The following is a 26,768-nucleotide window of genomic DNA, read 5'->3' as shown; positions in this document are numbered from 1 at the left end:
TCCTTTTAGGAATAAGTAATTATCAATTATCAATTATTAATTATCAATCATTGAACCTACTTCCTATTCAAAACATTCAAACAAAGAATTCTTTATTTCTACATAAACTATTTTGATTTAATAAAGGTAAATTTAAAGCCTCAATCCAATCTATCAATTGAAAATCTGTTTCTAAATCAGAATCATCATCTTTAACAGCAGTAATTAAAACCTGATTAACCGCTTGACCAATAAAACTTTCAACTAACCAATCATAAGTCAAACCTAAATCTCGGTCAAACTCCAAAAAAATCACCCCTACTAAAGCCTCAAACATTTGAGCTAAAATTTTATTCTGCTCACTTTTATGCTTCCATTTATAACTTTTTCCCAATAGAGAAAACTGCTTCAAATTTAACTCCTTAGCAAACTCAGCAAGCACTTTTCTGCTCACAATATCGCTTTCAATAATAGTAATAGTTGCTTTGCCTAAATGAGAAAAATTATCTGATAAATAGTTACTAACAATCCTACAAAAAACTACATAACCTAAGTTGGCCAAACCTTGATGCTCTAATGCTCTTTGTTTTTGTTGCGGCCTAATAATATTAGTCCCATCGTAAATATGATTTGGATGAGTTAGAGCAATTTCTAATAATTTCGGATGCTGGAAGTAAGATACAGAAGTATTTCCGACGTAGCGCTTGGCGATCGCTTCCTTGGCAGCTTTGATATTTAAGCCCATAATATTATCTGTAACTCCGTAAAAATGCGAGTATAATTAATAATCACTACAATTTATCACTAACAAATTACAGAATAGTTAATAATTTCATCAGATTTTCTCAAGAAAAGAGTGATTTGCTGTTACTACAGGTAAGGTCATTTCAGTTAACAGTTATCAGTTATCAGTCAAGACTAACAATTTTTCTAGCAGCTATGAGTAGCAGTATTTAGGTAAGCAATTCCTAAAATATAAACATCTAGTCACATAGATAAATGAAAATTATTCCAGTGCTATGAAAATTTTAGATTAATCGTAATAATTGTGAACTATTAACTTCTCGCTTAAATATTCTAATTAATTTTACCTGCTGAACGCTTTTTAATAGTAACCTCTTCTTTTGAATAAAAGGATTAACTCCAAGGAAATTTGAATAATTTTTTTCTTAAAAAAGACTTTATAGCGGTTTTCACATAGATAGAAGACTAAAGTAGCAAAAGCATTTTTCTATTCCCTATTCCCTGCTCCCTATTTCCTGCTCCCTAAGCAAAAATAATTTTGTAGCTTACTTCAATAAAAAGCGCTGTAAATCTGAAACAATTAATTATTCGGTGGCGGTGCATTGTAATAGTCGTGTATTGCATTATTTTTGTTACGAGGTACAGCAGTGGGAGCATCTTGCTCCCGTCCCAAGCATCCCTTGTTCCTTGTATATCATTACGCGAGCAGGACTACCAATTATTCAACCACACTTACTAACTAAGTAGGTGGGTTTAATTATCTGTACAATAGCAATGTAGATTGACAACTCTGAAAACCTCTTGAAGACTTGCTTCTAGGTTATTTTTAAGATTTTTTGTTTTAACCTTTATTGATGCCTACCTACTTACCTATTACAAATTAAAATTTATCTATTCTTATTCCTGATTAAATTATGTCTACAGAACTCAAACTCGTAAAAGAACATCAATGCTTCAGTGGCAAAGTTAGCTATTATTTTCACTCATCTTCAACCTGTAATATTGAGATGCGTTTTTCAATTTATATCCCTCAAAAAGCCCAATCAAAACCATTACCAGTATTGTATTTCCTCTCTGGTTTAACCTGTACTGAAGAAAACTTTATGGCTAAAGCAGGGGCACAACAATTTGCTGCAAAATATGGATTAATTTTAGTCGTGCCAGATACAAGTCCGCGCAATACTAGCATTAAAAATGAAAACGATCATTGGGATTTTGGTACAGGTGCAGGATTTTATCTTGATGCCACATTAGAACCTTGGAAAAAGCATTATCAAATGTATAGCTACGTTGTTAAAGAATTACCAGAACTCATCGCTAAAAACTTTCCAATTCAGCCAGATAAACAAAGTATTTTTGGTCATTCCATGGGAGGTCACGGAGCATTAATTTGTGCTATAAAAAATCCGACAAAATATCAATCTATTTCTGCATTTTCTCCAATTGCTGCGCCAATGCGTTGTCCTTGGGGTGAAAAAGCTTTTAGCAATTATTTAGGTGAAAATCAAGAACTTTGGCGTGATTATGATGCTAGTGAATTAATTTTAAATTATGGTTACGATCGTCCGATTTTAATTGATATAGGAACTGCCGATCCCTTTTTATCCCAAAAACAATTATTACCAGAAGTATTTGAAGAAGCTTGTCAAAAAAAGGAGTAAATCTAACTTTAAGAATGCAAAAAAATTACGATCATAGCTATTATTTTATTGCATCTTTTATAGAAGACCATATAAGATATCATACAGAAGCTTTGAATTAAAGAAGGAAGAAGGAAGAAGGAAGAAGGAAGAAGGAAGAAGAGGATGGGGACTCAAACTCCAACCAATTGTAAACAACCCTGTTGACCAAAAAATAAGGTCTGAATCTTCCCTTTTCAAGGGGATAAAACCCACATTCCGCACCACAAAATGTAGTATGAAAATATAAGTCAAAATTCAAAATTCAAAAGTCAAAAGTAAGAAATAAGAAGTAAGAAGTAAATTATAGTGGTCAATAGGAGTCAAGGATTCAGTAAGTGTTTATGCTTAATATTTAACTGATAATTTGACCCTCGATTGAGGTAAATGAAGATAATTTATATAGTATAAATACTTAAGCTTGCTACGGATTTTATACTAATTTTTATGTTACAAATTGAAGTGCGGAATGTGGGATAAAAAAAAATAAAGTTCAATATTTCAAGTCTCTGACTTTCCTGCGGAATGCTGCGCAAACAGACAGAGGTACTGATAATTGATAACTGATAACTGATAACTGATAACTGAAATGACGGTGGGGTATTAAACCCAAAAGAAAAAGATAAATAATTAGGGAGGAGTCAGGAAATAAGAGGATAGAAGTAAGGAAAAAATTAGAGAATGTAGAATTTATTTCTCCCTTACTTTCAATTCTTAAATTTTATTTATTCAAGGCCGATCTGAAGATAATATAACTCCAGAGATTTCAACCCAATAAAGCAAAGTGTAGGGGAGGATGGGAAGACAGAGAAAGTAGGAGGAATAATTGTTCTTTGATTTTTCTGCCCCCCCTCACCCCAAAATTCTCATTTTTTGAGGGTAAGTGAATTGAAACAGGCACACTTTTTTCGATTATAAAAAGGCACTTACCTTTATTTAGCAGTGCTTTGAGATTTAATCAGCAAGTCCTAATAATTAATTATTAATTATTAATTATTAATTATTGAACACTACCCTACTCCTAACTCACTGAGAATAGCTGATAGATTATTAATTACAAAGAACTAGAATCTAAACTTTGAGCTTGTCCATCTGTCTGAGGTAAATGTAGTCCGCACTCCTGCTTAAGACCATGAAAACGAGTATCCCGTTCATTCTCATCTTCCATAGTCAAGGGGCGACTAGAATGCCAATCTCCCACAGTAGTATAACCCAAATCGAAAAATGGATGATAAGGCAAATCGTAAGCAGTCAAATATTGGTATATATCCCTGGCATTCCAACTTAATATAGGTAAAATCTTATATATTCCCGATTGCTGACCAATGCGGTTCAGACTCTTGCGGTGGTCAGTTTGGTCTTTCCGTAGGCCAGCCAACCAAGCTTGAGCACCTAACTCTTTTAACGCTCTTTGCATAGGTTCTACTTTGCGAATTTGGTCATAGCGGTTCAGAGCATCAGCATTATTCTCAGCCCAAAGTCGGCCATGTAGAGCTTCCATTCTAGCTGGACTAATTGAAGATTGATATACTTTAAGATTAAGCCTCAGTCGTTCGGTCAACTCTTCAGCAAATCTATAAGTTTCGGCGGGTAAATATCCTGTATCAATCCAAATGACAGGAATATTAGGTACAACGGTTGTAACTAGATGTAACATAACAGCAGCCTGGATACCAAAACTGGTACTCATAACTAAACCTTCTCTAAAGGTTGCATATCCCCACTTAACCAGAGTATGAGCATCTGCTTGGGCAAGTTCCTGGTTGACAACCTCAAGATCCAATTTTGGTGGAGATATAAAATTTTGCCGACCGTATTGTCCATTTTTGTTGACTGTGATTAGACTCTGTTGTGACATAGTTATTACCAATCAAATATAAGACTTTAAACGTTAATCATAGTTCATAAAAATATGGTCAAATATGACATATCCTTATTTTGCAGGTGTCACCCTGACTGGGTGAACTACAACACCACGCCAGTTGCTTCAAGTCGGGGGACCCGCCCAACGCACTGGCTTCTCTATCCCATAGCTAAAAGCATTTGGGACTGCTTTTTTCATAATGTTCAAAGAACCGTTAACATCGGCATTAATTAATCTTCCACCACCTGTGCGATACAAACCTCGTTTCACCCTTTTTCCGCTAAATTTTGATTTGTTTTTCTCCCCATGCTTATATATAGGAATTAAATCATTATCGATGAAACTTGCTTTTGATGTATAAGACTCTTCGGTTGAAATCACCTTAATTCCTGCCATTTCGGCTTTATATGATAACATTTATATTAACTTTTTATGGGGAATTTGAACAAAGTTTTGATTGTTTCTTTTTCCTAAGTTAATTTTATGTTTCCAATTATCATTTTGGCCAATTATTAGACTTCCTATTTTTTCTTTAATTAGGGTATCAATAATCAAACGAGATGCAATACGCAAGATAATCATTTATTTTGAATTATCTTTTCTTACACAGTTTTTTTAGCCTCTTACTTGATTGATTTTCCGGCAGCACAGCTTGGAGATTTCCTCTGACTTTGTTATAGTATTGATTGATTGATTTCAACGGTCTGCCATTTATCAAGATTGGTTTGATTCCTGCTTGATTGAATGTTAATGTAGCTAGGTTGTTTAATCCTATATCAATACTTGCTCTGTTATTTTCTTCTAACTGATAGTTTTTTGCTACTGCTTCATAGATGACTTCTATGACATAATGATTAAGTCGAGGAACTATCCTAACTTGTTTAATTTTAGAGCTATCAATTTTTGTTTTTAGATATATTTGGGTTTGACTGGGATTAATTATTCCTTGTTTTAGTTGCGGTTTACTCAGAGCCTGATTTGTATATACTAACAAATTTCTTCCTGTTTCTTTGTTTTTATATTTGGGAAGTTTGGGACGACCTAAAAACTTGTCTTCTTTGTCTTTAGCGATTTTATTAGCAGCCAAAAAACTTCTCCAGTTCCGGTCTAGAACCATCAATATTTGTTGAGATACTTTGGCGGGCAAAGCTTTATATACTTCAGTATGTTGTAAGGTTTTTTGAATGTCGTTATAGTGGCGATAGATTCGCTTATATATAAATGATTGACGAATTAGATAATTGGCATAGTTATAGAGATTTTTTGAGAAGAAACACAGTCGGTCTATGGATTGATAAAACCGATGATTTGGTTGAATAATATGTCTTTCTACTAATCTCATTAATCAGTTTATTTAATAATTATTTATGTGAAAATTTTGAATTTATTGACTTCCAATTAATCCTTGGTCATTTTACTTAGTCTAATTTATTGGTTTGATTGTACTATGAAAGTTCCTTATAATATAGTGATTAATTTTTGACTACAATTTCGTCGCGTATTATACAGTACATAAAGATTTAAGATATTTGACTTGACTTGAGTATATATGACTATATTTATGTAAAACGTTTATTATACATTCAGATTACCTTGTGTTACAAAATGCTTTTTTATGCTGTAATTCATTATCGTTATTTAGCTTAACGCTAAAACTTATTTGCGACCTAAGCTCTCCTATTTTAATAAAGACTCTAGCCTAGACAAAAACTCCTCGCTCGGAGATTCAAACTTTTTTTGAAGTGAATAAACTGCTTTTAAATTACAGCGCTTTTCATTTAACGTTTAAGTAGACTACAAAATTATTTTGGGTTATGGAGTCCCAGAATACTTTGGCTAGTGGAGTCCGTCTATATTAAAAACCACTATCACCTTTTCAATAGAGGACAAAAAAAAAGACCAACTTTGTCAAGCAGGTCTAAGTAAAATTATTTTCCGTTGTTATTTCTGCGAGATTAACAAGCAAGCAGCTACGCATTCCCAAGTTCGCAGCGATTTGCGGGTTATATATCTCACAATGTTTATATCACTAATTGTAACAAACTATTGAGCAATTTCTAGAAAAAATTTTAATTTTGTATCCCAATTAATTGTGCAATATGGGTTTCAGCTCTTTGTGGTTTACCCCAAAAAACCTGTTCTTGCTTATATACAACCATACCAGGTTTAGCACCCTTGGGTTTATAAACAAACTTAGGTTTAGTATAAATAACTGGGACTATTTCACTCTGACGGGCACGACTATAAAAGGCACTGATATCTGCAACAAACTGTAAATCAACTTCATCTGGTATTGCACCAGCATCCAGTCGCAACAAAACATGACTGCCAGGAATTTCTTGAGTATGAAACCACAAATCATAATCTCCCGCCACCCGAAAAGTTAACAAATCATTTTGACGATTATTACGGCCAACCAATAATTCAAATCCACCAGGAGTTTCATAACGGTAAAATTCTGTATCCTTTTTATTATCTTGGTGATGATGTTCTGGAGCTTTAAGGTAAGCTTGCTGAATTAACTCATCCCGAATCTCTTCAAGAGTGCGTAAATCTTCTGGAGTTTGGTAAGTATCTAACTGAGATAAAAAAGCTTCCACTTGCTCCAAATAATCAATTTCCCCTTGGACTGTCGCTAAAAGGGGTTCGACTGCTACACGCGCCCGTTTCAACTTTTGGTGCTTTTTATAAAGACTTTGGGCATTTTGCACCGCATTTTTCTCTGGATCTAACTTGATGACCATCGGTTCCCCCGTTTCAAAGTCACAGAGAGTAATAGCCCTCATCCCCGGTCGCCATTCGTGGAGATTGGCCATAAGTAAATCAGCTTGCGATCGCAAAAATTCTGCCCCTTCCGACTGGTCTAAACGTTCGCTAAAAGTATCAGCCTTTAGCTGTAACTTAGCCGTAATATTTTTAAGTTTTTGGCTAATTTGATGATATAGTTGACTAAACTCTTGCTGATTCAGCTGTCCAGTATAATAACCATCCAGTAATTCCTGGACAGTATCAACAGATTCTACACTTAACCAACCCGTTACAGTGTATCCATTTTCTGTCCAACCAGGATAAAATTTTGAATCCTCCAGATTTTTTAACCATTCTTGCCAATTTTTAAATAATTTTTGCCAGTCCGAAGCACTAAGGTCATCAGTAGACTGTTGAGGGTCTAGTCCTAAAGCTTCAATCATTGGCTGTACTAAAGCCTTACTGAGGCCACGGTAATTTTTAATTAAATTTCGCCACAATACACCAGGTATTAAACTAATTCTTTCTTGCCATTGCTGTTGCGTTTCTTGCAAATTAGGAATAGGGTTAGTCAGAGAAGGGGGAAGTTCATAAGGTTGACCAGTTTGAATTTGACGAAGACTAGACTGTTGACTATTCACTTGATGGGCACAGGTAACAACCAGATTATCCGCAGTGGTCAGAATAACATTGCTGTACTTGGTCATAACTTCCACATAAAGATGCCATAGAGGTGCTTCTCCAGGACGTTTCGCAAATTGGAAGTCCAGTACCCTTTCCCAAGGAGAAACTTCAACAATAGCAATTAAAGCTAGTCCCCCTAGCTGGTGTCGTAATTGTTGACTAAAAGTAAAAGTATCAGGGGCGCGAGGTGGAGGCTCACTAATACAAATACGGGCCCCTTGGGGATGCCAGGAAATGTCCAGCCAACCACGTTTTTTGAGAGTTCGCAGAGCAATACTAATGGTAAAGCGATCGCGCTGATATACCTGCTCTAAACGTGCTGGTAGCCATTTAGCACGGAGTTCAGAACATGAAGCTATGAGAGTTGTATAGTCAACAGGTTGCACAGTTAGCTTTAAGTTAAAAATTCAAAGTGAAAAAACTATGATATAAATTTAGTGTCTAAAAATAGGATTTTTTATTTTTCAGGCGACAATCTTTAAATAATTTTTATTGCTTTTTTCATGTAAATTTAGAGACTTATAATATCAAGTTTGGTTGACAAATAAAGATTAATTATTTTCCCTCCTTCTCTGCTCTCAATAAAAATATTTATAGTCATTTAACTTTAGATTGAGACAAAGCTTTCTTGCTATGAGGGAGTTTCAGACTAAAAAACGTCTCATTTTTAAGTTAAACTACTATAGTATAAACACCAATTATTTGATCGAGCAGGTTTGAGAATTATTCATAACTATAAACATTTATTACTTCTATAATGACAGATTTAGACTTGACTTAAAAGTCTGATTTAATGAATAAAGATTTTTATGTATTTTCTTCTTAATAGCTGAAAAACTTTAGTTTGTATATATGAGTTGCATAATGTTTCATGGATATCCAGTTAATTAATATTGGTTTTGGTAATATAGTTTCTGCGAATAGAGTCGTTGCAATTGTTAGTCCAGAGTCTGCCCCGATCAAGCGAATGATTAGCGATGGCAAGGAAAGAGGCCAATTAATTGATGCTACTTATGGTCGGCGTACCAGGGCAGTGATTATTACAGATTCTAATCATATTATTCTTTCGGCAATTCAGCCTGAGACAGTGGCACATCGATTTATATTTAATAATAACAATAAGGACAGTTAATTGTAGTAATTAATGTTTAATTTTCCAGAATTTGTTATTAATAACTAAAAGTTTAGTTATGCTCGCTTGTAATGGGATAAAAATTTATGCAAACTGGTAAATTAATTGTTTTAACAGGACCTAGCGGTGTAGGTAAGGGGACTTTGGTAAAATCTCTCTTACAACGTCATCCAGAATTAGTTTTATCTATTTCTATGACTACTCGTTGTCCTCGACCTGGGGAAGTAGAAGGAGAAAGCTATTACTTTGTAGACCGCGATAAATTTCAACAAATGATTGAAACTCAAGATTTATTAGAATGGGCTGAGTTTGCAGGTAATTTTTATGGCACGCCACGTCTACCAGTTATTGAAAATATTAAACAAGGTAAATTAGTATTATTGGAGATTGAGGTACAAGGGGCAAGACAAATTAGACAGACTTTTCCAGAAGCATTGCGTATTTTTATTTTACCTCCTTCTATGACTGAATTGGAAAAAAGATTGCGGGGTAGGGGACATGATTCGGAAGAGGCGATCGTTAAGCGTCTAGAAAGGGCAACTAAAGAGGTGGAAGCGGCAGAAGAGTTTGATGTACAACTGATAAATGATAACTTAGAAATGGCTTTGCAAAGTTTGGAAAAAGTATTGTTTGACTGAAATTATTTGTAAGCATTCAGCATTCAGCAGTCAGCATTCAGCTATCAGTTATTAACTTATTATATTAGAAGGAGAATTCAAAATTATTTTTATGCAGCATTCCCCAGGAAATAAAAAGGTAACAAGCTTACATTAGTATATTACGTTCATGCATCTGTTTGCGCAGCATGACAAACGGAAATGCTGAATGCTTAATTATGGATTAATTTAGTTATAACAGGGTGAAAATACAGAATCATAATATGACTTCAGGTTGAATCAATATTGATTGACCTGTTTTGTCAGACTGATTCCATATAATTGTTGTAAGCATTCAGCCGTCAGCTATCAGCTATCAGCTATCAGCTATGAATTATTAACTCATTATGTTGGAAGAAGGAATTAGTAGTCAAGGAGAATTAAAAGTTATGTTTGCGTAGCATTCCGCAGGAAATGAAATATTTCTGTCAGCTAACCTTAGTCTTTGCTTGATTCAAATAAAAGCTGATAGCTGTTTGCGGAGCATTCCGTAGGAAATGCTAATAGCTGAATGCTTACTAATTGTTTTTATTCTTATTATTTTTAATTCTTGACTAAAAAAATTGTGTCTTCTCGAACGCTACAAATATGATATGATTTACAACTGTTAATATTTGTGGTTAAACAAAATGTACAGTAATACTTTTTTTGATTTTCCTGTCTACACAGTCATTGAGTTAACATTATTTTTCTCTATTATCTTGGGAATTATTTTTAAAGATATGTTGGAGTATAAATTAACACTATGGCTAAAAAGTAAAGTCTCTCAAAAACAAATAGGTTATCAAACACCTAATCTTATTACTGCTTATTTGAGCATGACTTTATTTATCTTTTTATGTGTATCAGCTAGTCTTTCTACTTTTAATATTGTTGAGTGGTTATCTATTGTCATAGGTGCAGTAGTAGTATTTCCAACGGCTTTATTGATTTGGGTACAATTAGGATCGATGTTTAAATTGGTCGAAGCTAAGGGATTAGAATCTATTAATATTGAAGAATATATGCCTGAAGAAAAAAAAATTAAATCAGAAGAAAATGCTAATTAGTAAGGGTGCATCTCAGTTTTGAAGAAAGCCAAAAATTTATCGCTTTTAGGGAACAGGGAATAGGAAATAGGAAAAAAGTATTTTTGTAAATATGAGATACACCCCAATGGCAATAACAGAAAAAAACTCTACTAATATATACAATAAATTTACTTGCCAATTACCGAAAAATTGTGGGTATGCGCCTCCCTTTTTAAAGGGATAAAAAAAAGAGACTATTCCTTATGTCAAGCTTCCTTATTGTCAGAGGTACTGATAACTGATAACTGATAACTGATAACTGAAATTACTTGCCAAAAATAAGCCTTGGTGGTAAGCTCCTGATGAGGTTGTTATAAAAATAACCAATCAATTAATCAATGTCCAGTTAAACCTGTGAAAACAGAATTTAACTTAGACACTTAGACAAAATTTGGTGAGGTAGTCATGCGTCTTCCAAAATATACAAACTTGGCAAGTGGTTGCTTGTCAATGTTAATTACATTTGGAACAATTTATCCAGCGATCGCTGCTCCTGAAAATGAGAAAGTTGCCCAAAGGGAAAGAACTAGAGCAGGGGGAGCAAATCAAATGGAGATTGTTGGTTATGTTAAAGGTATTATCGGTAATGTAGTCACAATTCTAGTAGATGAAGAAGCCGAATTAGGTATTCCGGGCATTGCACCTAATGATGGTGAACCCACTTATGTCACAATTCCTGAAGAGGAACGTGGTCAACTACGAACTCTATTTTTTTTCTCCTAGACATAGAATAGAAATAGCAGGTCTAGTACCTGGAATGCGGGTCTATGCAATTGTCGGCAAAAAGAATGACGATCCTGAAGACCCTTGTGGTTGTATAGACTTTTTTTAAAGTCATCCCAGATTATAATTATGAACGGGTAGAAGTTCAGTTACCCACATACAATTTCCAGGGTCCTCCTTCCTTAGAGTTTCCACCACTTCAGCCACCACCACCTATTACACGGCCACCACAACCACCACCTCCTCCTGTAAGAGGATTGTGGTAATGTGAGTACTTGACATCCTCCCGACGCTGCTCTCACGAGACAGCGCGGGATTCCTAAACCTCGCGGTTCAGGACTTTCTGCTTCCTAGCACCTGCCTCCGAGGCCAAACCTCTTTCTGGTCTTACGGTCGCTCCACAGACTGACACTGCTAGCCCAGCAGCCTTACTTAAGATTAACACACTATTGGCATGCGCCGCAAAATTGATTGGTTTTTCCTCCGGAATGCTGCGCAAACATCCCGACGCTCCCCTAATAGCTGCCGCCACCATCCTCCGCCAACGGGAGAGCGCGGGTCTTCAACCAACGTTGAGATAAAAAAACTCTATTAAAATGGAGCGAGTTAGGACTCCCGGTATAATCTTCGATTTACCGGGAGATGATCAGCGACCAAAATAAAAACATATACTGACCTTGATTTGCAAGGGTCTAACTTAAAACCACTCTTAGATAAGATTATGTTTTGACATCCTCCCGACGCTGCTCTACGAGACAGCGCGGGATTCCTTAACATCACTGTTAGGGGCTTTCTGTTTCCTCCTCCGGAGGAGCTGCGCTAACATAGCACCCGCATAAACGAGATTTACTCCCTTCAGGTCTAAAAGCGCGCTCCACAGACTGACACTGCTCCTCCCGCAGTCAAAATAAATTTCATAATTCTTCTGTGCCACCTCACATAAAATTGGTACTATATCATTTTTAAACAAATAATGTTACGAATAATTTGGCTGATTAAGAGATTTTATAGGAGATGTCCCTTTGACTAAGCGGTGCGACCCCGCGACGAGGCCAGCTTGCTTGCGGAACGCGCACCAAGAGAAAAAGATGGCGTTGGTGATTTCGGCTATGATTGTGCTTTAATGGCGATGGCCTAACTATTAACTGAAAAACATTTTATATTTGGCAAAATTTAGGTTTCATAGCTTGATTCACCAACGCCAAAAAGATAAGTTCCCACCTAAAAAATGATATTGAAGCCATTCCCATACAACTCCTGAGGACTGAGGACTGACTCCTAAGAAGTAGCCTAGTTATTTGTTACAAATATTTATCAAACTGGTATTACACCTAACACCTAACACCATTATCCGTGCAGCCTCACATAAAATTGGTATTACAGATTTTGGTCAACGGTTGTTAACTCTTAATATCTAACAGGACTAACCGATATGTAATTTATAATAGAGTCTTGGATAGAGGAAAAAATTAGGAGGTAAGTTTTCGGCTAGTTGAATATCAAGTGTATTCAACTTTACTTTACTTCAGATATGGACAACTATTATTCCGGACTTCACATAAAAAATAGTGCTATTTGAAAACAAACTTAGTAATCAGTTTAGTCCATATTCTATATTGATGGTCGAGTCAAAGAGATTTTATGAAGCGACAACTAATAAAAGGTAAGCATTTCCTGCGGAATGCTGCGCAAACAGCCGTCAGCTATTAGCTAGCCTCCTATGGTCGGAACTGCGAACTTCAGCTATTAATATTGGGAAAGGTAAAAAACCTTTGAAATTGAGGAAAGAATAAAAAGTTACTGTCAAAGTCTCCTTCCCCAACCTGAGAAGTAATTATTAATTATTAATTATTAATTGCTGAAGAGCGTAGTTCCTCCGGAGGAGGCTAGCTGACTGTTAATAGCTGAATGCTTACAATAAAAGTAACGGCAAACTAACTCAATCAAAATATTTACTATTACAAAACTTAGGAGTTTTTAGGTAAAGCTCAAGCTACGGCTTTATTTCCTATCTAGTTGATTAGTAATAAAAATAGACCGATAAAAACATAGGGGATAGCTGTTATGCTATGGCTAAATATCAATAAAGTTATGATTTTTGATTTATCTATCTCTTTTGCCTCAAAATTTTGTTGTGTCATAGGATTTACAACTTTTGACACTGAATATTTTTTATGATAAATTCATCGATTATTACCAAGACTACCTAACCGAAAGATATACTATATCCCACGACAAAATGAAACTAGAATCACATCAGTTTATTCGCTATTTTGAACCAGAGCAAGCTGCACAAATTTCCCAGATTGCTATTATTAAAAAATTTAATCCCCGAGAGATTATTTTTGAAGAAGGTGATGATTCAGATTCTTTATTTTTAGTTCTAGAAGGTGAAGTAGAAGTTAGTAAAAGGAGTGGTGATGGGAATAATTATGTTGTGATTACATCTGTTAAATCTAATGGTTATTTGGGGGAGTTAGGGATTATAGATAGAAAGCCAAGAAGTGCTAGGGTAGTTACATCTCAGGAAACAGTTTTGGCGAAAATTTACTATGAATCCATAACAGAGATATTAGCTAATACAAAAGGAGATTTAGTCTTACAAATCTTAAGTTTTTTATCTCAAAGATTGCGAACTGTGACGACTGATTACGTTAATCAATTAGCTTATAAAGAGAAAATGACTTTGATTGGAGAGATGGTTAATACTATTATTCACGATTTTAGAAGCCCTTTTACTGGTATTCAATTATCAAGTTCAATGTTAAAAGAACTACATCCTGATCAAGAAAGTCAAGAATGGTGCGATTTAATTTCAATGCAAGTTCAGAGAATGTTGAATATGGCAGAAGAAGTTCTTGCTTTTTCTCAGGGGAATACAACATTATATTGTCAGCTAATTGATATTGCTAAACTCTTACAAAATTTTGCTAAGTTAAACCAGGTTTATATTGATTTTGCCTCTGTAGAATTGATAGTTTCTGTGGAAGAGGGTTTAATCATAAATGCTGATGAAAATAAGATTAACCGTGTCCTACAAAATTTATTATCTAATGCTGTAGAAGCTCTCGATCAATCTGAAGGGAAAATAGAAATTACAGCTAGAAGAAAAGATCAATTAGTTGAAATTACTTTTTCAGATAATGGGCCTGGTATTCCTCAAGAAATTCAGAATAAATTATTTGAAGCTTTTGTAAGTTATGGAAAACAGGGTGGTATTGGATTGGGAACTGCTATTGTTAAGACAATTATTGATGCTCATAATGGGAAGATTTTTTTTGAATCAAGTCCATCTTCTGGTACAACTTTTTATCTTCATTTTCCTATAGCTAAAGTAGATTGAATTCGGCAAAAATAAATTTAAATATTCACTATTCAAGAATTTAGAATTTAGAATTTAGAATTTAGAATTTAGAATTTAGAATTTAGAATTTAGAATTACCTCTTATTATAAACTGAGAGGATTGGATCAAAGGATTTTTTTCCTTTTTTCTCCATGAATGGAGAGGTTTTATACCTGAATTTTTCGGTAAGATTTTAATTTTTAACTTTTGATTTAAAACAAGGTGACTGACGATTTCAATAATAATTTGCCTCCATATACTGAGATTAAAACGAATACAAAAAATACAGAAATTGACTTATCATTAGCAAGTTTAAGAGAAAAAGCAATTCAACAAATTCGTTCCAATTTACGGCCTGGACAACAACAAATGGCTGACTGGCAAGGAGGACCTTTAGCAGTTTCAGCAGTTCCTGGGGCAGGAAAATCTTACGGTATGGCAGCAGCAGCAGCTTTAGCGATCGCTCGTTATCAGCTACATAGTAATCGTCAGTTAATTGTTGTTACTTTTACCCGTTCTGCAGCTAGTAATATTAAAACTAAAATCCGCAAATATTTAAAGGAATTATCTTTACCTCAAGGCAGTTTTATTGTTCATACTTTACATGGTTTGGCTTTGAGTATTGCCCTACGTCATCCTGAATTATCTGAGTTAGATTTAGAAAATACTACTTTAATTCTTCCTACTCCAAGCAACAGAATAACTCGTACTTGTGTAGAAAATTGGATTGCAAAAAATCCCAGACATTATCAACTTTTAATTGAAGGAGTTCAATTTGATGGAGAAGAAACTGAACGTTTAAGAAGGCAGTCTGTTTTACGCACTGAAGTTTTACCTCAATTAGCTTGGAAAGCAATTCAACAAGCAAAAAGTTCTGGTCTTAAACCAGAAGATTTATGGCAATTACGAGACAAAATTAATGACCATTATCAAGTTGTGACTATTGCTGCTAATTTATATCAAACATATCAGGAAATATTGAGGGAAAATCAATTAATTGACTATGATGAAATGATTTTGGCAGCGTTGCGAGTATTAGAAAATGAAAGTGCTAGAAAGATGTGGCAAAATCAAGTTTTTGCAGTGTTTGAAGATGAAGCTCAAGATTCTACGCCTTTGCAAACTAAACTTTTAAAAAAACTGGCTAATTCAAGTGAAAATAATGATGGTAATTCAGAAGATAATGATATTTCTCAAGAGCAAAGATTATCACAATTAAATAATCTCAACCTCATGCGTGTTGGAGACCCAAATCAAGCAATTAATTCCACATTTACTCCTGCAGACCCAATAGATTTTCGGCAATTTTGTCAAGACTGCGAACAATTAAATAAATTGGCGACTATGGAACAAGCAGGTCGTAGTTGTCAAAAAATTATAGATGCAGCTAATTTTGTGTTGAAATGGGTAAATAATTCAGAATTAACAGGAATAGAAAAACCATTTCGATACCAAAATATTCATCCAGCAAATGATAATCCTCCAGCTACTGGTGGTGGTTTAGAAATATATGAACCTCGAGATATTTACCAAACACTTGAGTTGATGGGTAAGCGCATAATTAATTTATTTAAAGAAAATCCCGATGGTAATTTTGCTGTATTAGTACGGGAAAATAAACAAGGTAAATTTATTACAGATACTTTTTCTAATCCTGGAAAATATGGAATTGATATTGATTTAAGCAAACACAATATTTCAATACATGATGTTTCTCAAGGGGCGCGCCACTCTCAAATTCCAGCAGAAATATTGGCATTAATGCAATTTATTGACCGCCCTCATTCTCCAGATTATTTAAAATCTGCTTTGAAAGTTTTGGGCGATCGACACTTAATTCCTAAGCAAGATTATAATGTTTTTGCCTCTCAACCAGAACAGTTTCTTTACCCAGGACCTCTCGATCCTTATCAATCAGAAAAGGTGCGTAAATGTCGTGATTTTTGTCGTAGTTTGCTTAGGGCAAAAGCAGAATTACCTTTATATCAATTAATTTCTTTTCTTGCTTTAGCTTTAAATTATCAACAATCAGATTTAGCAACTGCGGATAAGTTAGCAGAAAGAGTTGCTAAACAAACTTTTGATAATAGTTCGATGAATTCTATTTTAGAAGTTTTAAGTGAAATTGTAGGTTCCGAGAGATTTGAACCTGTTGAAGTGGATGAAGATGCAGAAAAAAATTATACTCGCCCTCAGCAACTTACTATTATTACTATGCACAAAGCTAAGGGTTTAGATTGGGATTATGTCTTTTTACCTTTTTTACATGAAAATATAATTCCTGGTAATTTACGAGTTTTGCCCCAGGTGAGTTTTTTGGGAGAATTTGACTTAGCTGAAGTTACAAGAGCGCAAATTCGTTCTAGTTTACAAGGGCAAGATTTACCAGATATTTCTACTGCTTGGAAACAGGCAGAATATTTGAAGACAGCAGAAGAATTTCGGTTATTATATGTGGCTATGACTAGAGCAAAACGTTTGTTGTGGATGTCTGCTGCTAAGTTAGCTCCTTTTACTTGGAATAAACCAGACAATTTGCAGCAGCAAAAACCTTGCCCAGTTTTACCTGTATTGAAGACTGAGTTTTCTGATAGTTTTAGATAAATTTCAAGGGTGCATCTCAATTTTGAATAAAGCCAAAAATTTATCGCTTTTAGGTAACAGGCAACAGGCAACAGGGAATAGGGAATATATAGGAAAAAAGTATTTTTGCAAATATTGAGATGCACCCAATTTCAAACCCACATTCCGCACCACAAAATGTAGTATAGAAGAAGGATTCAGGAGTCAGGAGGACTGAATCACAATTTAGGAGAAAATCATAGCTATTGAAGTGTCGATAGAATTATAACCCACATTCCGCACTTCAAGAGCGTAACATAAAAATTAGTATAAAATCCGTAGCTTGCTTAGGTATTTATACTATATAAATTATCTTCATTTACCTAAATCGAGAGTCAAATTCTCAGATTATTTATGCCAGCATAAACACTTACTGAATCCTTGACTCCTATTGACCACTATAATTTACTTCTTATACCATTTCTCCATGAAGTTGCGCTTAATAAAAGATAACGGCTATTAGTAAAATTCAGGTTTTGGTAAGAATTATTAAGCGCATTGTTACAGAGAAATGGTATTACTTCTTACTTCTTATTTCTTACTTCTTACTTCTTACTTCCTTCTTACTTTTGACTTTTGACTTGTTTTTTGTACTACATTTTGTGGTGCGGAATGTGGGTTATAAACATATGCTGTATAATCGGATTCTATATCACATAAATTATGAATAAATAGGGTTTGCTGATTAAATCTCAAAGCATTGACGGATAAATGTTTTAGTCTTTTTGGATCGAAAAAAGTGCTAGCTTTTTGTTCTAAAAAGTTAGTATTGAGGGCAGACAAAGGCAGAAAAATCAAGGGACAACTCTTCTTCCTATCTACTCTATAATTCCCATTTCTCCTGACTCGGTCCTCCTGACTCCAAATAGATTAAGAGTTTTCTTTCTTCCCTGATTAACTTTTATAAAAAAAAAATTAAAAATTATTGCTTTTGGGGGAAAATATAAAAATTTTACTGATAACTGATAACTGATAACTGATAACTGATTCCTACCCGAACCCATGCATACTTTTTCAGCAAACCCTAAATATTTATAATTCTGACAATTAGATATAGATTAAAAGTTTTCTTTCTTCCCTGATTAAGTTTTATAAAAAAAAATTAAAAATTATTGCTTTTGGCGGAAAATATAAAAATTTTACTGATAACTGATAACTGATAACTGATAACTGACTCCTACCCGAACCCATGCATACTTTTTCAGCAAACCCTAAATATTTATAATTCTGACAATTAGATATAGATTAAAAGTTTTCTTTCTTCCCTGATTAAGTTTTATAAAAAAATTAAAAATTATTGCTTTTGGCGGAAAATATAAAAATTTTACTGATAACTGATAACTGAAATGACCTATCTTCCTCTTATAGTAAATGCTAGATTTTCTCAATCATAAATCTAAAGGTAAGCGTTTACAAAATTATACATAAAATATATAAATTGACCAGATATAACACAGAGGAAGTAGTAAAATTTAATATATAGCAATCCTAAATCATTTGTGATAATTTTATTGCTTCGGTGTTTCTAATTTCCTGTCCCCTGTTCCTCATTTCCTATTAGCTAAAATCTAAAATATCTCACAAATCAAATAAGATTGCTATAATTGATTTGACATTGAGAATAAAAACCCTATTTCCACAATTCTATTGACAAGGCAGATAGCATATGTAAAAATCTTTTAAACTTCTAAAATAGAGGGGATCGATAAATTATTAACTTGATAGGATTTTTTAATACATTATGCGTATCTACTTAACTCACACTTCTGAATTAAGTAAGAGAATAAAAAAATTGAGTAGTTATACTTCAATTTAACTCAAAAAAACAATTTTATGTAAGTATTAATTACTATCGAGTTCTAGTTTATTATCCTTGAAATTTATCCCATAATTAACCCATAATTTTCAGAGTGATTTTAATCACATTAAAACCCGATAAAGGGTCACATACCCTATGGGAAAAATAGAAGACGATAATAGTAGGATAAAAGAAGTTAGAAAAAAGAATAACTTCTCTCTCCACAAAAACAATTTACTTTAATTTATTTACTGAAAAGTTATGTACAGCCCCCTAATTAAAAAAGTTATAGCTAAAGCTTGTAATATTAGTATCGATGAATGTGTAGAAGTTCAGAGATTAAAACTAGAAGTTCAAAGATTAACCCAGGAAAATCAAGAACTAACAGAACAATCACAACAATATCAAAAAGAAAATCAAGAACTACAAAATAAACTAACCCAACTGAGAATGCAATTAGCAACTCTCTCAGAAGATTCTCCTACTCTAAACTCCCCTTTATCTGCTAATTTAATATCTTCAAAAGAATCAACCAAAACAACAGTTATTTTAGTTGATTCACCAAGTCCAGAACTAGAAGAAGACCGAGGTAAAGCTGTAGAGTTGCTAAATCAATTACCAAACGGTATGTGGCACGTTAAAGTTGAATCAGGAGTTCAAGTTATTCTTAAACCAGAAGCTCTCAAAGTTCTAGCATAGTTTTCTTTGAAGAAGGAAGAAGGAAGAAGGAAGAAGGAAGAAGGAAGAAGGAAGAAGGCGTAAAGGAAAATTGTGCTTATGGATAGTCAACGAACGCCATTCTATGGCTACAAACCCTAAACAATTGCACCGTTTAGATGGTGGGGTATTAAACCCGCAAAAGAAAAGATAATATTCTGAAATGGTGAAAAATTTCTAAGATACTTTTATGTAGAGGTAGTTTGAAATAAAGGCATAAATTCAGCCCACCAAAATACTTATTTCTAATATAACTAGCCTCTACTCTAAATACAGCGTATTTTATATTAGTAAGGTACACCAGTCGCGGTCAAGATGCCCGCGCTGGAAAAACTTTACCATTTATATTTGTACCTCATTTACCTGAAATCTGCTGTATCTTGATAACATAGATAACTGAGCTTGATATTACCTATTGAATTTTCAGAAAATCAGGTGATATTTTAGATACAAAAAATTTACTAAACTGTTAATTATTTAGGCTATATATGACAATTTTTGGAAAGGTAATAAGGAATAAGTGAAGAGAAAAAAATACTCTACCTCATTAATATGAGAACCTGTATAAGAGAAATATAAGAGAAAGAAATAGGTTGTTATAGCAGTAGTAAAGAAAGATTAGTAGAACATATAAAAAATTTAAAACTCAAACAACGCAAAATTTTTCCTTACCTCCTAGATAACTAAAACCTTCTTCCTTTTGCAATAAAAGCTGCGACAATTCGACCTATCTATTAAACAGAAAAAATGCTCGACTCAATAAGCCGAACATTTCTTACTTTTGCTGAATCAAAAGAATTAAAACTAATTTTTTTGCGACAAAGAAAAACTTGGTTGACTAGCCACTGAATTAGTTTCAACAGTCTGAACTAAAACAGAGTTCAACATAGGAGTTTTAACAATAGCATCGTTAGCCAAAGTAAACAAAGGATTAGATAAAATTCCAGCTAAAGATGTTGCTAAAACAGACAAAATCAACCCTACTTGTAAAGGACGCATACCAGAAATATCCCAACGAATAGGAGGATAATTTTTAATCACATCAGACATTTCCTGCGGTTCTTTTACTACCATCATTTTCACCACACGAATGTAGTAGTAAATAGAAGCAACACTGGTAATTAATCCTAACAAAACTAACCAATATAACCCAGCTTGCCAACCTGCCCAAAACAAATAAATCTTGCCAAAGAAACCTGCTAGTGGAGGAATACCACCTAAAGAAAGCAAACAAAGACTCAACCCTAAAGTTAATAATGGGTCTTTTTGATATAACCCTGCATATTCACTAATTTGGTCTGTACCTGTACGGAGAGAAAATAGAATCACACAAGTAAAACCACCCAAATTCATAAACAAGTAAATTAGCAGATAAAATATCATACTAGCGTAACCAGCTTCAGTATTCGCCAAAAGACCAATCATAATAAAACCCGCTTGTCCAATAGATGAATAAGCAAGTAGACGTTTCATACTGGTTTGGGCCAGAGCAACCACATTACCCAATACCATACTCAACACAGCAAGGGCAGTAAATACAAAATGCCACTGTTCCGAAACTAAAGGGAAAGCAGTAACCAAAAGACGAATAGCTAAAGCAAAACCAGCAGCTTTAGAACCCACTGAGAGAAAGGCCACAACTGGAGTAGGAGAACCTTCATATACGTCCGGAGTCCATTGGTGAAAAGGGACAGCAGAAATTTTGAAAGAAATACCAGCGATCACGAATACTAAGGCAATAACTAGAGCTAGTGAAACACCGCCACTCGATCCATCAGCAAGACTAGAGGCGATCGCTGTTAACCGAGTTTCTCCACCAGACAAACCATAGAGAAGAGAGATGCCATAGAGAAAAACTGCCGAACTTGCAGCACCAATGAGTAAATATTTTAATGCTGCTTCATTGGAGCGGGGGTCACGTTTTGTATAACCAGTTAATAAATAAGAGGAGATACTCAGGGTTTCCAGAGAAACAAAGATCGTCACCAACTCATCTGCTCCAGAAAGGAACATTGCCCCCAAAGTAGCACTGAGCAGAATACAAATAAATTCTCCTAGTGGAGTCCCAGTTTGTTCTATGTATGCCACCGACATCAATATAGTGGTAATTGCAGACAGAGCAATGATACCTCTAAATACTACACTGAGGGCATCAGCATTAAAGCCTCCCAAAAAACCGATGGTATTTGTACTGTCCCATTGAGTATATAAGGCCACAATAGCGATCAATAGACCTACTATGGCTGCGTAGGGAGTCCATTTAGCAGAAGTACGTCCTACTATGAGGTCTCCAACGAGAACTACAAGTAGGGTAATTATAACTATTGCTTCTGGAAGGATAGTGCCTGCGTTAAGCTGGGCCGCAATGTTAGAGAAATCTATCATGTTAGATAATTTGAAATTTTTTGTGTAACTAACTAAGAATTTTGGCTAATTAATAATCCTTTACAGTACAGGATTGTAGCGTGTATCCAGAGATTTTTTGGTTTTTTATTAGGTGAAGCAGAAAAAACCAAATTTTTCTAAATTATTGAAGAAGGAAGACGCAAGAGTGCCTTTGCGTAAGTCCTGAACTCTATATCCTATATTTTTGGTTAACTAATCCTAGCAAGATGTAAGAAATTTCAAAGGATACAATTTTTCTAAGCGTGACAATAAATTGGTTGTGCAGAGCGTAAAGTGTGGGATAAGTAAGTATGACTGGCGAATCTAATCTAAAAGCACTGAGATATAAAGCTTTAGCGCATTTTGGTCGCGAAAAAAGTGCAAATAATATTTAAGCTTCTTGGACCAAAAAGTTAGGAAAAGATACAGGTAGAATTATTCCTCCTACTTTCTCAGCTCTCCCCACCCTCCCCACATTCCCCTCCTGGGAGGGTTAGGGTGGGTCCCCACCCTCCCCACACGAACCACACTTTCTTGACGCACAACCAATAAATTGACCCTACTCCCCCACTCCCTTTTTCTAAGGGTGACAATAAATTGACCCTGGTGTAGACGGCAGGGTATTAAACCCAAAATAAAAGGATAAAATTTAACTTCTAAGGCTTAACTAATATTTGGTATGACACTGCAAAATCTACTTAATAAAATTTAATGAACTAGGAGACACCTTTGTTCAGGGATAAAAAAAGATGATTTTCAAGCTCCTCAGTTAAGCATACAGCTTATTGCTGATGGTTTACACATCCATTAATTATCAATACTTTCAGGCATTTTATTAAAAAGATTTACTCAGAATATTTGTGAATGACTCTACAAGGGATAGCCTACTAAAACAGACTTTGTTTGGTGTCTACTAACTAATCACAACTGATAGTTTTCAGTAACCGGGCTGGTTTATTTTTTCTCGCGATGCTAAATTAAAAATGTAAGCCATATAATAAAAGAGGAAAAAAAAATGTCCATGATGAACAAAAACTCACCAAAAAGCCTAGTGAAATTAAATGAAGTTCATAAGGTCAATATAGAAAAAAGATTAGCTCATCGCCTGGAAGCAGCTAGAGCTAAAGGAAATAAAGAATTAGTGAAAGCTCTGGAATCTGAAAGACAACTACTGGATTAAATAAGTTTCTTTGAATCCTAATCTAGTTAATAGTAGTTTTTTCTCATGCTGATTAGTTACTTGTAAAGCCCGGTATCTTGAAGATACCGAGCCTGATAATTTTAGTAACTTTTATTCTGTAGATAGTTATTTTCTCAATTGCCAAAACATAGCAAAACATATCATGACTTTTTCAAATTGGTATCAAGAGTCTGAATAGTTTGGATAAATTTTGCTGTAGTAACTTTGCTTTGAATTTTATCTACACTATGCAAGAAAATTTTGAAGAAGGTGTAGGTTGTAGGTATCTTAAAGAAAGATTTAGTTAAGACATAGATTGATAGTGAATGATAGAGGAAAAAAAGTTTTCCCACCGTTGTCTGTTGTCTTCAATAACTAAGAGTTAACAAAGTGACTTAATTAATTTTAAGGTTCTAGGCGAGAAAAGTTATATATAACCTATTTAAGACCTATAGAATTAAAGATATAGTGAGGTAGAGAGTATTTTTCAACCTTTTTTTTCTCATATTCTTTCTCTCCATATCCTAACTCACTCTTCCTGACTCCTGGTAAAAAAACGCGGGTCGGGGACAAAGATACCAAATGGGTTCTATCACACCGACCACCTAACACCTAACACCTACAACCTGCCAACTTCTTCAAGCAATTTCTCGAACTATTGGCTGCCCATCCCGAATTTCTCCCACTAATATTACATCCGCAACCCCTACAAATAAACCATTTTCCAAAACGCCAGGAATATTATTTAAACTTTTTTCTAATTCAGCAGGGTTATCAATAGAATTAAACTTAACATCAATTACCAGATTACCCTCGTCCGTAACTACAGGTCCAGCTTTCTTCACGCCCATCCGAAGTTCTGGTTGACCACCAAGTTTTTCTATTGCCCGAATTACAGGATTTACTGCCATCGGTATAACTTCTACCGGGAGCAAAAAAGTAGAACCCAACCTATCTACTAATTTAGAACTATCTACTACTACAATAAACTGTTCTGCCAAACAGTCCACAATTTTGTTAAACTAAGCCAGGCAAGTTACCCTACCCGACTCGTCTTCAGAACCGTGCGTGAGACTTTCACCTCACACGGCTCCTCTCCTAAACGTCCCTTGTCATGGGCACATCCCTGCCTTAGAACCAACATATCGTCAACCCATAAATATCCTTCAGGTAAAGCCTGTGACTTCGATTTTGGATATGTTTTGTTATCTAAGGCAGTTTTTGTATCGTGGCAATGTCGGTGCAACAATTGTTTATTCTTATATGTGTTGTCACCACCTTTAGACCTTGGTTTTATATGGTCAACTTCCATAAGGTCAGATGGACTAAAGGTTAGTCCACAAAATGCGCATTTATTCTTTTGCCGTTTTAACAGCGTTGTGACTTCTTTCCTTACGCCTGGGTGTTTACCGATTCTGCTACTCCAATAAGTCCAATCGCCGTCATAAGGGGATTTAACACCTTTCACTTTTATGTGTCTAATAATAGGGACATCTGAGTGCAGGTTAAGTATATACTCGCCGTCATTAAGTACCCAATTTCTGGTTTCTTTGCAGCGGGGGAAATACTTATCTTTAACCCATTTAGCAGATTTATTTGGATGCCTTCTACTTGCCCATCCCCATAGTCTTTTCAGTAAAAGCATATTCATTTTACTGAATATTTCTTTACTGACCACAGTTGAGAAGTAGTTAGCCCATCCCCTAATTACCGGATTTAATTTAGCTATTAAAGCTTTAGTGGTAGCGGTTTTAAGCTTGTCACATATATCCGCCAGTTTCCGATAGTGAGTTTTTATACTCTTGAAGGATGGTTTAATCAGCGTTTTAAATCCTTGTTCGGTTGACTTAACTTTAAATTGCCTAATTGTAAATCCTAAGAAGTCAAATCCGGGTTTATTTCCTTCATATTCTTCCAAGGTGTGGGCAATTTTGGTTTTTTCTGGTTTTAGTTCTAAACCTATTTGACTTAACCATTCCTGTATCACGGCTTTTGCTTGTAGCACTACTTTGATGTTTTTGTGTAGGATAACAAAATCATCAGCATAGCGTATTAAGGATAATGCTGTTTTATTATCTCGCTTTTTTCCTGGTAAAGATTCAGCAAATTTATTTAAGCATTGTTCCATACCGTGCAGGGCGATGTTTCCTAGCAGGGGACCTATTACCCCTCCCTGTGGTGTACCTTCCACAGATTTTAGGAATTGATTATTATCAAACGCCCCAGACTTTAACCATTGTTTAATTAATCGTCTGTAGGGAGATTGACCTATCTTTCCTAGAAGTGCATCGTGGTTAATTCGGTCAAAACATTTGGATATATCTGCATCAAGCACATATTTTGGTTTATGGTTAATGCTTATATGGATTGCCTCTATGGCATCATGTGTTGACCGTCCTGGCCGAAAACCATAGCTATTAGGCTCAAAACGTGCCTCCCATTCTGGTTCCATACCTAACTTAACCAGGGCTTGTAACGCACGGTCGTACATCGTAGGGATGCCTAATGGACGTTGTCTTGAGTGCGTCTTACATTCTGAGGAGACCTCATCAATTAGCACTCGCTTTTCATTTTTACCTGGTTTTGGTATCCAGACACGGCGGGTAGGACTTGCTTTGAGGTAACGTGAGTTCAGGAGGTCAACCAAGTTAAAGCGCTGCCTTGGAGGAAGGTTTTTAATTCCATCCACCCCAGCAGTTTTCTTGCCTTGGTTATCCTGTGTTACTCGCCTAACAGCTAGCAACCTTGCGTAGTAACTTTTGGTCAGAAGTCTTTGGTATTTACGCATCTTGCGGATTTCGCCACGGCTGGATGCTCTGTAAATTAATTTTTGCAACTTAAATACACACTTTTCTACTCTCTTCCAGTTAATATCTCTCCATTTGAGATTAGGATTGACACTAACTTGGGACGGCATATCGTTTGTATCCCATGCCACGCTTAAAAAGCGAGTGCGTAATTCTGAGGTCTCCTCAGAATGTAAGACGCACTCAAGAAATGGTTTAGGGTTTCCTAAACGTCTTTTTAGTGTTTTAGCTTTATTCATCGCTAATTATTACCTTACATTACGTCTAACAGTGGGTACGTCAGCTCAATGAGCTTCTTACCCAATCCTACTCTCCCTAAGACCTACGTCCAAAGCGTAGATTGACCTTGAATGGCTTCCTAAGATTTCGACCTATATTCTTAGGTGTCCTAGAGAGGTTTCCTCGTTCCCTTATTCCTTTATTACGACTGATTTAGTGAGGTAAAATCTCCCGGAGGGTTCGGCATGGTTGCTGATAATCTCCGCGAAATAAGATTATCCATTGACCCTCTGACTTTCGTCCTACATCCCATAGCTACCTTGGGGATGGTTCATATCACGAGAGTTTAATTACCTTCCTGTTCGTCCACTTGTCAACCTTTGCTTGCGGTATCGTTCCTCGGTAACTGGTATTTTC

At 35.1% G+C, this 26,768-nt stretch carries 18 protein-coding genes and 2 pseudogenes; 9 read left to right on the top strand and 11 right to left on the bottom strand.

From position 1 onward, the window contains the following. Positions 1-76 precede the first annotated feature (76 nt). Positions 77-724, bottom strand: coding sequence for a ribonuclease III domain-containing protein (locus SAGCYANO_RS03935; protein ID WP_202218885.1), 648 nt, complete (start codon positions 722-724; stop codon positions 77-79). Positions 725-1,637: 913 nt separating this feature from the next. On the opposite strand from SAGCYANO_RS03935, the pseudogene fghA reads away from it, so the two are divergent. Beyond that, positions 1,638-2,485 (top strand): annotated as a pseudogene (gene fghA / locus SAGCYANO_RS03930) (S-formylglutathione hydrolase). Positions 2,486-3,456: 971 nt separating this feature from the next. On the opposite strand, the gene SAGCYANO_RS03925 reads toward fghA, so the two are convergent. The 5 genes from SAGCYANO_RS03925 to SAGCYANO_RS03905 all read right to left on the bottom strand — a co-directional run bounded on the left by SAGCYANO_RS03925 (position 3,457) and on the right by SAGCYANO_RS03905 (position 8,084). Continuing rightward, on the bottom strand, positions 3,457-4,260 hold the full coding sequence (locus SAGCYANO_RS03925) for a phosphoadenylyl-sulfate reductase (RefSeq protein WP_202218884.1): 804 nt from the start codon (positions 4,258-4,260) through the stop codon (positions 3,457-3,459). Positions 4,261-4,389: 129 nt separating this feature from the next. After that, a complete protein-coding gene (locus tag SAGCYANO_RS03920) occupies positions 4,390-4,662 on the bottom strand; it encodes a transposase (protein ID WP_237395729.1) in 273 nt (90 codons plus the stop codon). 21 nt (positions 4,663-4,683) lie between these two features. Next, positions 4,684-4,848 carry a hypothetical protein gene (locus SAGCYANO_RS03915; RefSeq protein ID WP_202218882.1) on the bottom strand — a complete coding sequence of 55 codons (165 nt, stop codon included), beginning with the start codon at positions 4,846-4,848 and terminating at the stop codon, positions 4,684-4,686. A gap of 10 nt (positions 4,849-4,858) precedes the next feature. After that, entirely contained in the window at positions 4,859-5,608 is a 750-nt protein-coding gene (locus tag SAGCYANO_RS03910) for a transposase (RefSeq protein WP_202218881.1), read from the bottom strand. 727 nt (positions 5,609-6,335) lie between these two features. Beyond that, the gene (locus SAGCYANO_RS03905) at positions 6,336-8,084 is read right to left on the bottom strand and encodes an NFACT family protein (protein ID WP_202218880.1); all 1,749 of its coding nucleotides are present in this window, start codon (positions 8,082-8,084) and stop codon (positions 6,336-6,338) included. Between the two features lie 485 nt (positions 8,085-8,569). Between SAGCYANO_RS03905 and remA the strand changes: the two genes are divergently transcribed. The 4 genes from remA to SAGCYANO_RS03885 all read left to right on the top strand — a co-directional run bounded on the left by remA (position 8,570) and on the right by SAGCYANO_RS03885 (position 11,279). Beyond that, the gene (gene remA, locus SAGCYANO_RS03900) at positions 8,570-8,830 is read left to right on the top strand and encodes an extracellular matrix/biofilm regulator RemA (protein WP_202218879.1); all 261 of its coding nucleotides are present in this window, start codon (positions 8,570-8,572) and stop codon (positions 8,828-8,830) included. An 86-nt stretch (positions 8,831-8,916) separates the two neighbouring features. Continuing rightward, a complete protein-coding gene (gene gmk, locus SAGCYANO_RS03895; protein WP_202218878.1) occupies positions 8,917-9,468 on the top strand; it encodes a guanylate kinase in 552 nt (183 codons plus the stop codon). Between the two features lie 647 nt (positions 9,469-10,115). Then, on the top strand, positions 10,116-10,535 hold the full coding sequence (locus SAGCYANO_RS03890; RefSeq protein ID WP_202218877.1) for a hypothetical protein: 420 nt from the start codon (positions 10,116-10,118) through the stop codon (positions 10,533-10,535). Between the two features lie 426 nt (positions 10,536-10,961). Next, a complete protein-coding gene (locus SAGCYANO_RS03885; RefSeq protein WP_202218876.1) occupies positions 10,962-11,279 on the top strand; it encodes a hypothetical protein in 318 nt (105 codons plus the stop codon). Positions 11,280-11,598: 319 nt separating this feature from the next. Here SAGCYANO_RS03885 and SAGCYANO_RS47300 read toward each other — a convergent pair whose 3' ends face one another. Continuing rightward, positions 11,599-11,724, bottom strand: coding sequence for a hypothetical protein (locus SAGCYANO_RS47300; protein WP_255502458.1), 126 nt, complete (start codon positions 11,722-11,724; stop codon positions 11,599-11,601). A gap of 1,710 nt (positions 11,725-13,434) precedes the next feature. Here SAGCYANO_RS47300 and SAGCYANO_RS03880 point away from each other — a divergent pair. Together SAGCYANO_RS03880 and SAGCYANO_RS03875 are read left to right on the top strand one after the other, a co-directional pair. After that, positions 13,435-14,622: an ATP-binding protein gene (locus tag SAGCYANO_RS03880; protein WP_307785820.1), complete on the top strand. Its 1,188-nt coding sequence runs from the start codon at positions 13,435-13,437 to the stop codon at positions 14,620-14,622. A gap of 223 nt (positions 14,623-14,845) precedes the next feature. Beyond that, a complete protein-coding gene (locus tag SAGCYANO_RS03875; protein WP_202218875.1) occupies positions 14,846-17,227 on the top strand; it encodes an ATP-dependent helicase in 2,382 nt (793 codons plus the stop codon). 570 nt (positions 17,228-17,797) lie between these two features. Here SAGCYANO_RS03875 and SAGCYANO_RS03870 read toward each other — a convergent pair. Next, positions 17,798-18,043, bottom strand: coding sequence for a hypothetical protein (locus SAGCYANO_RS03870; protein WP_202218874.1), 246 nt, complete (start codon positions 18,041-18,043; stop codon positions 17,798-17,800). A 1,261-nt stretch (positions 18,044-19,304) separates the two neighbouring features. Here SAGCYANO_RS03870 and SAGCYANO_RS03865 point away from each other — a divergent pair. Continuing rightward, positions 19,305-19,742, top strand: coding sequence for a hypothetical protein (locus tag SAGCYANO_RS03865; RefSeq protein ID WP_202218873.1), 438 nt, complete (start codon positions 19,305-19,307; stop codon positions 19,740-19,742). 822 nt (positions 19,743-20,564) lie between these two features. Here SAGCYANO_RS03865 and SAGCYANO_RS03860 read toward each other — a convergent pair. Next, a complete protein-coding gene (locus SAGCYANO_RS03860; RefSeq protein WP_375339860.1) occupies positions 20,565-22,145 on the bottom strand; it encodes an NAD(P)H-quinone oxidoreductase subunit N in 1,581 nt (526 codons plus the stop codon). A 1,021-nt stretch (positions 22,146-23,166) separates the two neighbouring features. Between SAGCYANO_RS03860 and SAGCYANO_RS03855 the strand changes: the two genes are divergently transcribed. Beyond that, positions 23,167-23,325, top strand: a complete 159-nt coding sequence (locus SAGCYANO_RS03855) for a hypothetical protein (RefSeq protein ID WP_237395745.1) — start codon at positions 23,167-23,169, stop codon at positions 23,323-23,325. Between the two features lie 638 nt (positions 23,326-23,963). On the opposite strand, the pseudogene SAGCYANO_RS03850 reads toward SAGCYANO_RS03855, so the two are convergent. After that, positions 23,964-24,341: pseudogene (locus SAGCYANO_RS03850) on the bottom strand (ribose-5-phosphate isomerase A); the annotation flags it as partial. A gap of 20 nt (positions 24,342-24,361) precedes the next feature. Continuing rightward, a complete protein-coding gene (gene ltrA, locus SAGCYANO_RS03845) occupies positions 24,362-26,371 on the bottom strand; it encodes a group II intron reverse transcriptase/maturase (protein WP_202218872.1) in 2,010 nt (669 codons plus the stop codon). Positions 26,372-26,768: the final 397 nt, after the last annotated feature.

Source organism: Okeania sp. KiyG1 (assembly GCF_014132355.1).
Classification (GTDB): domain Bacteria; phylum Cyanobacteriota; class Cyanobacteriia; order Cyanobacteriales; family Microcoleaceae; genus Okeania.
The sequence above is the reverse complement of the archived record's forward strand: the minus strand, read 5'-3'. Positions and strand labels throughout refer to the sequence as shown.

Coding starts and splice junctions, on each gene's coding strand:
- SAGCYANO_RS03935 (WP_202218885.1), bottom strand. CDS start 724: ATGGGCTTAAATATCAAAGCTGCCAAGGAAGCGATCGCCAAGCGCTAC.
- SAGCYANO_RS03925 (WP_202218884.1), bottom strand. CDS start 4,260: ATGTCACAACAGAGTCTAATCACAGTCAACAAAAATGGACAATACGGT.
- SAGCYANO_RS03920 (WP_237395729.1), bottom strand. CDS start 4,662: ATGGCAGGAATTAAGGTGATTTCAACCGAAGAGTCTTATACATCAAAA.
- SAGCYANO_RS03915 (WP_202218882.1), bottom strand. CDS start 4,848: ATGATTATCTTGCGTATTGCATCTCGTTTGATTATTGATACCCTAATT.
- SAGCYANO_RS03910 (WP_202218881.1), bottom strand. CDS start 5,608: ATGAGATTAGTAGAAAGACATATTATTCAACCAAATCATCGGTTTTAT.
- remA (WP_202218879.1), top strand. CDS start 8,570: ATGGATATCCAGTTAATTAATATTGGTTTTGGTAATATAGTTTCTGCG.
- gmk (WP_202218878.1), top strand. CDS start 8,917: ATGCAAACTGGTAAATTAATTGTTTTAACAGGACCTAGCGGTGTAGGT.
- SAGCYANO_RS03890 (WP_202218877.1), top strand. CDS start 10,116: ATGTACAGTAATACTTTTTTTGATTTTCCTGTCTACACAGTCATTGAG.
- SAGCYANO_RS03885 (WP_202218876.1), top strand. CDS start 10,962: ATGCGTCTTCCAAAATATACAAACTTGGCAAGTGGTTGCTTGTCAATG.
- SAGCYANO_RS03865 (WP_202218873.1), top strand. CDS start 19,305: ATGTACAGCCCCCTAATTAAAAAAGTTATAGCTAAAGCTTGTAATATT.
- SAGCYANO_RS03860 (WP_375339860.1), bottom strand. CDS start 22,145: ATGATAGATTTCTCTAACATTGCGGCCCAGCTTAACGCAGGCACTATC.
- SAGCYANO_RS03855 (WP_237395745.1), top strand. CDS start 23,167: ATGATGAACAAAAACTCACCAAAAAGCCTAGTGAAATTAAATGAAGTT.
- ltrA (WP_202218872.1), bottom strand. CDS start 26,371: ATGAATAAAGCTAAAACACTAAAAAGACGTTTAGGAAACCCTAAACCA.